Source organism: Aeromonas sp. PrichA-15, assembly GCF_017939245.1.
Taxonomy (GTDB): domain Bacteria; phylum Pseudomonadota; class Gammaproteobacteria; order Enterobacterales; family Aeromonadaceae; genus Aeromonas; species Aeromonas caviae.
In genome coordinates this window covers 20,695-31,813 of the sequence record NZ_JAGKRH010000152.1, presented here as the reverse complement: position 1 = coordinate 31,813, position 11,119 = coordinate 20,695, and the positions used below count along the sequence as shown (strand labels likewise).

Below are 11,119 nucleotides of genomic sequence, written 5' to 3'. Positions count from 1 at the left end.
GTATAACCTGGCCAGAAGGAGGCAATATCAATATGATGCACGGCGACAGCAGGGTGATGGTGGTGGTGTGTTTGGCGACAACCAGTTTACCAGCACCCTGTCTGTCAACTTCCACTTTCCCAGGATCCCGCGAAGAACCTTTTTTTATGGCTGCGCTCCGCGGGCAGGCGGGATGGGAGACCCGCTCGCAGGCCCCTGCCTGCGTCGCTACCGGCAGGGAGGAGTGAGACGGGATCGGCTCAGGATCCGCCACCCGGGCGTCACAAGAGGCCTTGTCGGAACCGATCCTCTCGGGGGAAAAACTGAAAGTGGGTTACAAAATAAATGATTCATTGGTGATTAACGATGAACTACGGCATATCCATCGTCATTACTTGCGAATACGAGGCGACAAATCATGACTCATTTGAGTGCAAAATTTGATTTTGTGACAACAGTCACGTTGACACCGTGTTTGCGCAAACCACAAAACGAGACATCAATCACAAAAAATTGACACCCAGAGGCGAGAAGATCGAAATGTAGCCGAAATACAGCGACTGACTGTGATCGTCATCACTATGTCGGGAGGGGGGAGGTCGGGGTATTTGAGATCCAGGTCACAAGACACCCCGTTTTCAGCCTAATTTGATCACAAGCTGGTAGATTGAAGTTGCTTAGACGACTGGGATGGGAGTTCGGCAAAACTCGTCATCCCGACTACCACTTTTAATCACACAGGCTTAAAACGGGGTCCCGACATGTTATCACCGGATACCAAAGTCAAGATACAGAATTTTGGACGCTTCCTGTCCAATATGGTCATGCCCAACATAGGCGCCTTCATCGCCTGGGGCTTCATCACCGCCCTCTTCATCCCCACCGGCTGGCTGCCCAATGAAACCTTGGCCAAGCTGGTCGGTCCCATGATCACCTACCTGCTGCCGCTGCTCATCGGCTATACCGGCGGCAAGCTGATCGGGGGTGACCGGGGGGCCGTGGTCGGTGCCATCACCACCATGGGCGTCATCGTGGGGACCGACATCCCCATGTTCATGGGCGCCATGATGGTCGGCCCGCTGGGTGGCTGGGCCATCAAGCGCTTCGACAAGGCGATGGAAGGTCGCGTCAAGAGCGGCTTCGAGATGCTGGTGAACAACTTCTCCGCCGGCATCATCGGCATGTTGCTCGCCATTCTCGCCTTCTTCGTCATCGGTCCCTTCGTCAAGGTGCTCTCCGGCGTGCTGGCGAGCGGTGTCGGCTTCCTGGTGGACAACCACATGCTGCCCCTCACCTCCATCTTCGTCGAGCCGGCCAAGATCCTGTTCCTGAACAACGCCATCAACCACGGCATCTTCTCGCCGCTCGGGATCCAGCAAGCCACCGAACAGGGCCGCTCCATCTTCTTCCTGATCGAAGCGAACCCGGGTCCGGGCATGGGCGTGTTGCTGGCCTACATGGTGTTCGGCCGTGGCGCCGCCAAGCAGTCCGCAGCCGGTGCGTCCATCATCCACTTCTTCGGCGGCATCCACGAAATCTACTTCCCGTACGTGCTGATGAACCCGCGCCTCATCCTGGCGGTGATCGCAGGCGGCATGACCGGGGTCTTCACCCTGACCCTGTTCAACGCCGGTCTGGTCTCCCCCGCCTCCCCGGGCTCCATCTTCGCCGTGCTGCTGATGACACCGAAAGCCTCCCTCATCGGGGTGCTGCTCTCCATCGTCGCCTCCGCCACCGTCTCCTTCCTGGTCGCCGCCGTATTCGTCCGTGCCCAGCAGCCGGAAGCCGACGAGGCCGATGCCCTGGGTGAAGCCACCCGCAAGATGAAAGCCATGAAGGGTGCCAAGCCCGAGACCACCGCCGCCAAGAAGCCGGAAACCGAGCTGACCGCAGTGCGCAACATCGTCGTCGCCTGCGATGCGGGCATGGGCTCCAGCGCCATGGGCGCCGGCATGCTGCGCAAGCGGGTGCAGGCCGCCGGTCTCGACATCAGCGTGACCAACCGTGCCATCAACAACCTGGACGATCAGGTGGATCTGGTCATCACCCACAAGGATCTCACCGACCGTGCCCGTCGCCATGCGCCGCATGCACAGCACATTTCGCTGACCAACTTCCTCGACAACGCCCTCTATCAGGAGCTGGTGCAGAACCTCAGCCTGGCCAACGCGGCCAACGATGACGTCGCCAACCCGCAACTGCTGGTGGCGGCCAACGACGACAGCTACGAGCCCCAGGAGCCGGAAGTCTTCACCCTTAGCCTGCAGGACGTGCACCTGGGCCTCAAGGCCGAGAGCAAGGAAGCGGCCATCGTGACCGCCGGCAAGCTGCTGGCCGAGCGAGGCTATGTGGCACCGGACTACGTCGACGCCATGCTGGAGCGCGAACAGCTGGTCTCCACCTACCTCGGCGAATCCATCGCCGTGCCCCACGGCACCATCGCCGCCAAGGAGCACGTGAAGCGTACCGGCATCGTCATCTGCCAGTACCCGGCCGGAGTCGCCTTCGGCGAGGGCTCCGATGAAGTGGCGCGCCTGGTCATCGGCATTGCCGCCCGCAACGATGAACACATACAGGTCATAACCCGCCTGACCAATGCACTGGATGAGCCCGGTCTCGTCGACCGTCTGGCCAGCACCCAGGACCCCCAGGAGTTCCTGGATCTGCTGGGGGCCGAGCAGGCCGCGTAATCATCCGTCATCGTCTTTGGTTGTAGAGGTTAATATCATGAAAACATTGCATTTTGGTGCCGGTAACATCGGTCGGGGCTTCATCGGCAAACTGCTGGCTGACGCCAGCCATCAGGTCACCTTCGCCGACGTCAACGAGACCCTGATCGACCAGCTCAACCACCGCCAGGAGTACAAGGTGCACGTGGTGGGCACGGATCAGAAGCTGGACGTGGTGCGCAACGTTGCCGCCGTCAGCTCGGCCGGACACGAGGTGATCGCCCGTATCATCACCGCCGATCTGGTCACCACGGCGGTCGGCCCCAACATCCTGGACAAGATTGCCAGCACCCTGGCCAAGGGGCTGCAGGCCCGCTTCGATGCCGGCAACCTGACTCCCCTCAACGTCATCGCCTGCGAGAACATGGTGCGCGGCACCAGCCACCTCAAGGAGGAGGTACTCAAGTACCTGCCGGTCGCGTATCATGCCACCCTCGAGCAGTGCGTCGGCTTCGTCGACTCGGCGGTGGATCGCATCGTTCCGCCCGCCGCGGCGAACGACGATCCCCTGGAGGTGACGGTGGAGAGCTTCAGCGAGTGGATCGTCGATCGGACCCAGTTCAAGGGGGAGCTGCCCCAGGTGGCAGGCATGGAGCCCACCGACAACCTGATGGCCTTCGTCGAGCGCAAGCTGTTCACCCTCAACACCGGCCACATCGTCACCGCCTACCTCGGCAAGCTCAGGGGCTATCACACCGTGCGCGAGGCGATCGAGGATCCGCTGATCCGCAGCAAGGTGCGCCGCGCCATGGAGGAGAGCGGGGCCGTGCTGGTGAAACGTTACGGCTTCGACCCGCGCCTGCACGCCGCCTACATCGAGAAGATCCTCTCCCGCTTCGCCAACCCCTATCTGGTGGACGAGATTGACCGGGTCGGTCGCCAGCCGCTGCGCAAGCTGGCGGCGGGGGACAGACTGGTGAAGCCGCTGCTCGGCACCCTGGAGTACAGCCTGCCGAGCGATCACCTGCAGGAGGGCATCGCCGCCGCACTGCATTACCGCAATGAGGACGATCCCCAGGCGGTGGAGCTGCAGGCCATGCTGGCGGAACTTGGTCCGGCACGGACACTGGCCCGCGTCACCGGCCTGGATGAGCACAGCGATGTGGTTCGCACCATCGTCGCCCGTTACAACAACTTGAAGTGACCTGATGGGGTGGCGTCACACCGCCCGTGACGGACCCCATACGATACAAACCGGGGGAGGGCCTGCTCTCCCCCTGTCAGCCGGACCCGAAGCACTTATGACCACACACCAGGAAGATGAAGTACTGGAGCGACTGAACGAGCAGGATGGCCCCCGCGGCTTCTTTCTCGAGGTCGTGACCATCCTGGAAGAGGCGGTCGACTCCCTGATGCGACGAGCCTTTCGTCAGGAGGAGTATGCCGTCAAATACGCCATCGAACCCCTGCTCAACCAGAGCGGCCCCCTCGGCCAGCTGGAGGTGCGCCTCAAGCTCATCTTCGCCCTCGGCCTCATCTCCCTCGAGCGCTATCAGGATCTCGAGGCGTACCTGAAGATCCGCGACTTTCTGGTACGCGACCCCAAGGATTACCGCTTCAGCGACAAGCCGGTCCGCGATCTGCTCGAGCGCCTGAATGCCATCCAGCAGGGCAGCATGATGCCGCAGGATCCCCCGGCCAACGAGGAGGACTGGCCCCTCTACCAGATGCAGCTCAACCGGCTCGATCAGATGGTGCGCTCCGCCCTGGTGCTGGCGGTGACCGATTGCGTCACCGAACTCCACAAAGAGAGCCCCATCTGATCTGAGCGGCTCTCCCCTGCACGCCTGGCGGGTGTCATCTTGCCCCCCTTCCCCGCTACACTAGGTCCAACCCCATCACCTGTACGAGGTTGGCATGATTGCTCTCTCCCTCGCCGGAATAGCCCTCATCTCCCTGCTCGCCCAATGGCTTGCCTGGTCCGTGCGCGTTCCCGCCATTTTGTTCCTGCTGCTGAGCGGCCTCTTGCTCGGCCCGGTGACCGGTCTGCTCGATCCCGATCAGTTGCTGGGGGATCTGCTGTTTCCCCTGGTCTCCCTCTCGGTCGCCATCATCCTGTTTGAAGGGGCGCTGACCCTGCACCTGACCGAACTCAAGGGGATCGGCAAGGTGGTACGCAACCTCTGCTCCACCGGCATGGTGACCAGCTTTGCCGTCATCGGCGCCGCCAGCTACTTCCTGCTTGGGCTGGACTGGCGGGTCGCCATGGTGCTCGGCGCCGTGCTAGTGGTGACCGGCCCCACGGTGATCGCCCCCATGCTCAACGTGATCCGCCCGGTCCGAGAGGTGGACAAGATCCTCCGCTGGGAGGGGATCGTCATCGACCCCATCGGCGCCCTGTTCGCGGTACTGGTGTTCGAGGCGGTGCGCCTCGGCAGCCAGGGGGATCTGGTCGGTCATACCCTGCTGGCCCTGGCCAAGACGGTGGGAGTGGGGTCGCTCATCGGGGTCGGTGCCGGCTGGCTCACCACCCTGCTCATCCGCAAGGACTGGCTGCCGGTCAGCCTGCACAAGTTCGGGGTACTGGCGCTGGTGCTGGTGACCTTCACCCTGTCTGACTGGCTCAGTCACGAATCCGGCCTGCTGGCGGTGACCGTGTTCGGCATCTGGCTCGCCAACCAGGAGGGGCTGGATCTGGAGGAGGTGCTGGCCTTCAAGGAGGATCTCGCCGTCATTCTCATCTCCTCCCTCTTCATCCTGCTGGCGGCCCGCCTCGATCTGGCCCAGCTCTGGCAGCTCGGCCCCATGGTGCTGGCCCTGCTGTGCGTGGTGCAGTTCGTGGCCCGCCCGCTCTGCATCCTGGTCTCGACCCGGGGGTCGGACCTGCCCTGGCGCGCCCGCGCCCTGCTCGCCTGGATAGCCCCCAGGGGCATAGTGGCGGCGGCGGTCAGCGCCTCCTTCGCCATCAGCATGCACGAGGCCGGCATCGAGGATGCCGACAAGCTGGTGCCCCTGGTGTTTGCGGTCATCATCTTCACCGTGGTACTGCAGAGCCTGACGGCCACGCCATTGGCCAGATTGCTCGACATGCGCCAGAGCGCCCCCAATGTCTGGCTGCTCATCGGCGCCAACTCGGTGGCCCGGGCCATCGGCAAGGCGCTGGCGGACCAGGGGATCCCGGTGCAGCTCTCCGATCCTGCCTGGGAGCACTGCAAGCTGGCCCGCATGAGCGGCCTACCCTGCTACTTCGGCAACCCCCAGTCGGAGCACGCCGAGCGGCACCTGCCCCTCACCAGCATCAGCACCGTGCTGGCGCTCTCTCCCAGCCGCCACAACAACGCCCTCGGGGTGCTGCACTTCGCCCACCTCTACGGGGAGGAGAAGGTCCACTCCCTGCGTTCCAGCGAACATCACGGCAAGGCCAACCGGGAGAGCGCCACCTTCCGTGCCCGCCAGAACCTGTTCGGTGCCGACATCAACTTCGCCAGGCTGAGCGGCCTGCTGAGCCGGGGCGGGCAGATCAAGGCGACCCGCCTGAGCGACACCTTCGACTGGGACCAGTATCAGGAGGCCAATCCCGGCGCCATTCCTCTGTTCGTGCTGGATGCCAAGGCCAGACCCAGGGTGGTCACCGGCCCTGTCACGCCGCTGCCCGGGGAGCTGCTGATCGCCCTGCAACCGCCCCGTGAGGGGGCGACGGCGCCCTGATCCGATGACGGGAAGGAGAACTAGACTTGAGGGTGGCGCCATGAGTCATAGGAGGATGTCATGACAGTCAGTGAATTGCGCACGCTTCACCAGCAGCACAGGTTCAAGGAGGCGGAGATCATGCACGACATCGTCTCCCCCGGCTGGATCGTGGAGTTCAGGGGGCAGGACGGCCACCTCTACGTGATGACGGACACCCTGGGGTGCCCCATGAGTTTCTCGTCCACCGAGGAGGCACGGGACCACATCCACCTGGTGGCCGACTGCCCCGTCCAGGTCGAGCACCTCTACCGCTTCTTCGAACGCTGAGCACCCATCGAAAAAGGCTCCCGAGGGAGCCTTTTCTCATTCCGGCTGCGTGGACTCAGCCTCCTTTCCCTCCAGCCGCCTCACCGGCTTTTGCAGAATAAGGTTCGCCGGATAGGTGACCAGATCGCCGTTGTCATCCCGCACCCGCACGTAGAAGAGACCGATCTCGGTGATGATGCCGGTGACGGAGTCATCCTTGTCGAGGATGCGGATGCGATCGCCAATCTTGTAGGGGAAGGCGAAGAAGATGGTAATGCTGGCGGTGATGTTGGAGAGGATCGACCACTGAGCCACCATGGCGACCCCCAGTACCGCGAAGAAGGAGGAGGCGAGCACCACCAGCCGGGAGAAGTCGAGCCCCCAGACCCCGGCCAGGATCAGCAGGGTGGCGCAGCCCAGCAGGAAGTGGAATACGTGTTCCACGTAGAGTACCCGGTTCTCGCTCACCTGCCGGCTCTGGCCAAGGGCCATCAGGCTCTTGTGAATGAGGCCGCGCACCAGGGTGTGCCCCAGCAACAGCAGCAGAGTCACGCCAAAAGATTCCCATGTCGTCATGTTCACTCCTTACCACCAGCGCCTGTGCTTGAGCCAGACCGCCAGTCCGGTCGCCAGCACCAGCAGGAAGCCACAGAACACCCAGAAGGCGGTCGGACTCTCGGCCCCGGGGATCCCCCCCAGGTTGATGCCGAACAGGCCGGTCAGGAAGCTGGCTGGCAGGAACAGCAGCGCCATCACCGACATCTGGTAGGCGCGGCGGTTGGTCGCCTCCGCCATCAGGTTGTTGATCTCGTCCGCCAGCACGGCGGTGCGCGCCACCCCGGCATCCAGATCGTCGAGCCAGCGCCGCAAGCGGTCGGCGATGTCGAGCAGGCGTCGCCTGTCATCTTCGTCCAGCCAGCTGATCTTCTCGTTGGCCAGACGCGCCACCAGATCCCGCTGGGGGGAGAGGTAGCGACGGATCATGATGAGCTGCTTGCGGATGCGCGCAAGCCGACCGTTGGCGGGTAGGTCGCGCATCAGCACCATCTCCTCCAGATCCAGGATCTGGTCGTGCAGCTCCTCGACGAACTCCCCGGCCCGGTCGGTCAGGGCGTCGCATATCTCCACCAGCCAGTCGGCGGGTGTGTCGGCACCGCCCCCCAACGACAGCTGCTCGAACACATCTTTCTCGGAGAGCAGCGGACGACGTCGGCTACTGATGATGAGATCCGGCGTGATGAAGATCCGCAGGGCAACCATCTCTTCAGGCCTGTGATCCTTGTTGTGGTTGATGCCGCGCAGGATCAGCAGCACCGTCTCCCCCATCCGCACCAGCTTGGGACGATTGCTCTGGCCGAGCAGGGCCTCCCGGGCCGCCTCCCCCAGCAGCGGCGTCTGCAGCAGCCAGCGCGCCGACTCCGGGTTGCCGTAGTCCAGATGCAGCCAGCCGGGCTGGGCACAGGGGATCTCGCTACCTTCGGCCAGCGGGGTCATGCCCCCCTTGCCGTCCAGGGTCAGGCCATAAATCACGTCACCGGGCACCCGATCCATCTCGTCTCCTTCTCGTTTCATGTGCAGGCCCCAGCTTACACCAAAGGCGGGGACGACTCAGCCCCGGGGCAGCCGCCCCGCGCCAGCCATGCTAAGATGCGCCACCCGTTCCAGACACAGGAAGCCATGCCATGCCCATCTGGGTTGATGCCGATGCCTGCCCCATCCCGGTCAAGGAGATCCTCTACCGCGCCGCTCACCGCGCCCAGGTGGTGACCACGCTAGTGGCCAACCAGGGGCTCAGAGTCCCCCCCTCCCCCTTCATCAAGACCCAGCAGGTGGAGAAGGGCTTCGATGTGGCAGATCATGTCATCGCCCAGCAGGTCAAGCCAGGCGACCTGGTGATCACCGGCGACATTCCCCTCGCCTCCTGGGTCATCGACGCCGGGGGCGAGGCGCTCAATCCCCGGGGCGAGATCTACACCCGGGAGACCATCCAGGCACGGCTCGGGATGCGCAACTTCATGGAGGAGCTGCGCTCTGCCGGCGTCCAGACCGGTGGTCCTGCGCCCTTCAACGCCGCCGACAAGCAGCGCTTCGCCAATGCGCTGGACAAGTGGCTGGTCAGGGGCAAGCTGAGCTGATCACCCTCTCCCCGGCCCACCGCCGGGGAGAGCCATTCATTTCCCTTTTCCCTTAATTCTTCCTTAATGCGCCTTGATTAGCCTTGCGACTGTTGACCCAACCACCCGCAAGGAGCAAGCAATGAAACTGACCCCCCTGTTGTTACTGATCCCCCTGTTGAGCGGCGCAGCCCTGGCCGACCCCCAATGCACCCAGGCCGACAAGAGCAAGTGGATGAGCGAAGCCGACGCCCAGCAGCAGATCAAGGCGATGGGCTACGACATCAAGAAGTTCAAGGCCACCAAGACCGGCTGCTACGAGATCTACGGCTGGGACAAGGAGAAGCGCAAGGTCGAGATCTACTTCGACCCGACCGACCTGAAAAAGGTGAAAGAAGAGATCGACGAGTAACGCCGCCCCGGGCCGGTCTTCCCCCGGCCCCCACCATGGAGCCTTGCCATGACACCTGCCTCTGAAGTGAAAGTCTGGGATCCCCTCATCCGGGTGTTTCACTGGGCGACCGTCACCCTCTGCCTGCTCAACTTCTTCGTGCTGGAAGAGGGCAGCAAACCCCACAGATATGCTGGCTACGCGGTGGGCATCCTGCTCATCATCCGCCTTCTGTGGGGGCTGGTCGGCCCCTATTACGCCCGCTTCGGCCAGTGGTGGCCAACCCCTGCCCGTGTCCGCTACTACCTGCGCCAGCTCGCCCAGGGGCGCCACCCCTACTACCTCGGCCACAATCCGGTCGGCTCCCTGATGATCTGGTTGCTGCTGCTGTCCCTGGTCGGGACCGTCGTCACCGGCTGGCTCACCACCTGGGATGCCTTCTGGGGCGAGGAGTGGCTGGAGGAGCTGCACGGCATCATCGCCAACACCCTGATGGCCGCCGTTGGCGTCCATGCGGCCGTGGTACTCCTGACCGATCGCCTCACCCGCAGCGATTTGGTCCGCGCCATGGTGCTGGGCAAAAAGCGGGTCCCCGCCAACATCAGGGTGGAGGACCCCCGCGCTTGATGGCCGGGCTGCCGACCAGTCCCCTCCTCAGTTCACCCACTCATCTGCCCAAAAAAACGACCCCCTGCCAAGGCAGGGGGTCGTCATGAGCAGCGCGGGGGGAGGACCTAGATCATCACACCGGCGATAACGGCGGAAAGCAGGCTCACCAGGGTGGAGCCATAGACCAGCTTCAGACCGAAGCGGGAGACCATGTTGCCCTTCTCTTCGTTGAGCGCCTTCACCGCACCGGCGATGATGCCGATGGAGCTGAAGTTGGCGAACGACACCATGAAGATGGAGAGGATGCCGACGGTGCGCGGGGAGAGCTCGGCGGCAATCTTGCCCAGATCCATCATGGCCACGAACTCGTTGGTCACCAGCTTGGTCGCCATGATGGAGCCGGCCTGCAGCGCTTCACTGCCCGGGATGCCCAGGATCCAGGCAACGGGATAGAAGATGTAGCCCATGACGTGCTGGAAGTTGACGCCGAACGCCGCCTCGAACAGGTAGTTGATGAGGGCGATCAGGGCGATGAAGCCCACCAGCATGGCACCGACGATCACCGCCACGGTGAAACCGGCCATGATGTATTCCCCCAGCATCTCGAAGAAGTTCTCCTTCTTCGGCGTGTGGTGCTCGTCACCCTCGGCCAGCGCCTTGGCATCGGTCACGGTGTTGTCGGGCTCGTAGGGGTTGATGAGGGAGAGCACCACGAAGGTGCTGAACATGTTGAGCACCAGCGCGGCCACCACGTAGCGCGGCTCGATCAGCTGCATGTAGGCACCAACGATGGACATGGAGACGGTGGACATGGCCGTCGCCGCCAGGGTGTACATCTGCTTCTCGTTCAGGTGCGGCAGTATGTTCTTGAGGGCGATGAAGTTCTCGGACTGACCGACGATCATGGAGCTGATGGCGTTGAAGGACTCCAGCTTGCCCATGCCGTTGATCCTGGCCAGCACGGTGCCGATGCCACGAATGACGATGGGCAGCAGACGGATGTACTGCAAAATGCCGATCAACACGGAGATGAAGACGATGGGCATCAGCACCATCAGGAAGAAGGAGAAGGCCCCTTCGTTGACCAGACCGCCGAACACGAAGTCGGTCCCCTGCTTGGCAAACTCCATCAGCTTGGTGAAGCCGGCTGCAAAGCCACCCACCACCGCCAGACCCACTTCGGAGTTGAGCATGAACCAGGCGAGCGCCAGCTCGACCACCAGCAGCTGGCCGATGTAACGCAGCTTGATCTGTTTCCAGTTGCGGCGGTTTGCCAGCAACGCCAATGCCAGGACCATCACGAGTCCGAGCACGAAATGAACGTATTCCATACCAGTAGCACCCATTGAATTGTTATTTTT

General features: G+C 63.0%; 11 protein-coding genes. 8 read left to right on the top strand and 3 right to left on the bottom strand.

Features of this window, described 5'->3' with window-relative positions; all coding sequences use genetic code 11:
* Positions 1 to 740 precede the first annotated feature (740 nt).
* The 5 genes from J9889_RS17065 to J9889_RS17045 all read left to right on the top strand — a co-directional run bounded on the left by J9889_RS17065 (position 741) and on the right by J9889_RS17045 (position 6,665).
* The gene (locus J9889_RS17065) at positions 741 to 2,669 is read left to right on the top strand and encodes a PTS mannitol transporter subunit IICBA (protein WP_210557446.1); all 1,929 of its coding nucleotides are present in this window, start codon (positions 741 to 743) and stop codon (positions 2,667 to 2,669) included.
* Between the two features lie 37 nt (positions 2,670 to 2,706).
* Complete coding sequence (locus J9889_RS17060) at positions 2,707 to 3,852, top strand: mannitol-1-phosphate 5-dehydrogenase (protein WP_199770510.1); 1,146 nt, start codon at positions 2,707 to 2,709, stop codon at positions 3,850 to 3,852.
* A gap of 97 nt (positions 3,853 to 3,949) precedes the next feature.
* Complete coding sequence (locus J9889_RS17055; RefSeq protein ID WP_010672759.1) at positions 3,950 to 4,471, top strand: MltR family transcriptional regulator; 522 nt, start codon at positions 3,950 to 3,952, stop codon at positions 4,469 to 4,471.
* Positions 4,472 to 4,565: 94 nt separating this feature from the next.
* The gene (locus tag J9889_RS17050) at positions 4,566 to 6,356 is read left to right on the top strand and encodes a sodium:proton antiporter (protein ID WP_048208982.1); all 1,791 of its coding nucleotides are present in this window, start codon (positions 4,566 to 4,568) and stop codon (positions 6,354 to 6,356) included.
* A 60-nt stretch (positions 6,357 to 6,416) separates the two neighbouring features.
* Positions 6,417 to 6,665: a hypothetical protein gene (locus J9889_RS17045; RefSeq protein ID WP_103858786.1), complete on the top strand. Its 249-nt coding sequence runs from the start codon at positions 6,417 to 6,419 to the stop codon at positions 6,663 to 6,665.
* A 36-nt stretch (positions 6,666 to 6,701) separates the two neighbouring features.
* Here the strand turns inward: J9889_RS17045 and J9889_RS17040 are convergent, their stop codons facing one another.
* Entirely contained in the window at positions 6,702 to 7,220 is a 519-nt protein-coding gene (locus J9889_RS17040; protein WP_039039767.1) for a mechanosensitive ion channel domain-containing protein, read from the bottom strand.
* Between the two features lie 9 nt (positions 7,221 to 7,229).
* Positions 7,230 to 8,195, bottom strand: coding sequence for a zinc transporter ZntB (gene zntB, locus J9889_RS17035; protein ID WP_174213885.1), 966 nt, complete (start codon positions 8,193 to 8,195; stop codon positions 7,230 to 7,232).
* Positions 8,196 to 8,326: 131 nt separating this feature from the next.
* Between zntB and J9889_RS17030 the strand changes: the two genes are divergently transcribed.
* The 3 genes from J9889_RS17030 to J9889_RS17020 all read left to right on the top strand — a co-directional run bounded on the left by J9889_RS17030 (position 8,327) and on the right by J9889_RS17020 (position 9,776).
* A complete protein-coding gene (locus J9889_RS17030) occupies positions 8,327 to 8,779 on the top strand; it encodes a YaiI/YqxD family protein (protein ID WP_039039769.1) in 453 nt (150 codons plus the stop codon).
* 121 nt (positions 8,780 to 8,900) lie between these two features.
* Positions 8,901 to 9,170: a PepSY domain-containing protein gene (locus J9889_RS17025; protein ID WP_010672753.1), complete on the top strand. Its 270-nt coding sequence runs from the start codon at positions 8,901 to 8,903 to the stop codon at positions 9,168 to 9,170.
* Positions 9,171 to 9,218: 48 nt separating this feature from the next.
* A complete protein-coding gene (locus J9889_RS17020; protein ID WP_210557444.1) occupies positions 9,219 to 9,776 on the top strand; it encodes a cytochrome b/b6 domain-containing protein in 558 nt (185 codons plus the stop codon).
* Between the two features lie 107 nt (positions 9,777 to 9,883).
* On the opposite strand, the gene J9889_RS17015 is transcribed toward J9889_RS17020, so the two are convergent.
* Positions 9,884 to 11,089, bottom strand: coding sequence for a nucleoside transporter C-terminal domain-containing protein (locus J9889_RS17015; RefSeq protein ID WP_041214374.1), 1,206 nt, complete (start codon positions 11,087 to 11,089; stop codon positions 9,884 to 9,886).
* Positions 11,090 to 11,119 lie beyond the last annotated feature (30 nt).

What these genes read in the sequence shown, in the direction of transcription:
- J9889_RS17065 (WP_210557446.1), top strand. Translation starts at nt 741, where the DNA reads ATGTTATCACCGGATACCAAAGTCAAGATACAGAATTTTGGACGCTTC.
- J9889_RS17060 (WP_199770510.1), top strand. Translation starts at nt 2,707, where the DNA reads ATGAAAACATTGCATTTTGGTGCCGGTAACATCGGTCGGGGCTTCATC.
- J9889_RS17055 (WP_010672759.1), top strand. Translation starts at nt 3,950, where the DNA reads ATGACCACACACCAGGAAGATGAAGTACTGGAGCGACTGAACGAGCAG.
- J9889_RS17050 (WP_048208982.1), top strand. Translation starts at nt 4,566, where the DNA reads ATGATTGCTCTCTCCCTCGCCGGAATAGCCCTCATCTCCCTGCTCGCC.
- J9889_RS17045 (WP_103858786.1), top strand. Translation starts at nt 6,417, where the DNA reads ATGACAGTCAGTGAATTGCGCACGCTTCACCAGCAGCACAGGTTCAAG.
- J9889_RS17040 (WP_039039767.1), bottom strand. Translation starts at nt 7,220, where the DNA reads ATGACGACATGGGAATCTTTTGGCGTGACTCTGCTGCTGTTGCTGGGG.
- zntB (WP_174213885.1), bottom strand. Translation starts at nt 8,195, where the DNA reads ATGGATCGGGTGCCCGGTGACGTGATTTATGGCCTGACCCTGGACGGC.
- J9889_RS17030 (WP_039039769.1), top strand. Translation starts at nt 8,327, where the DNA reads ATGCCCATCTGGGTTGATGCCGATGCCTGCCCCATCCCGGTCAAGGAG.
- J9889_RS17025 (WP_010672753.1), top strand. Translation starts at nt 8,901, where the DNA reads ATGAAACTGACCCCCCTGTTGTTACTGATCCCCCTGTTGAGCGGCGCA.
- J9889_RS17020 (WP_210557444.1), top strand. Translation starts at nt 9,219, where the DNA reads ATGACACCTGCCTCTGAAGTGAAAGTCTGGGATCCCCTCATCCGGGTG.
- J9889_RS17015 (WP_041214374.1), bottom strand. Translation starts at nt 11,089, where the DNA reads ATGGAATACGTTCATTTCGTGCTCGGACTCGTGATGGTCCTGGCATTG.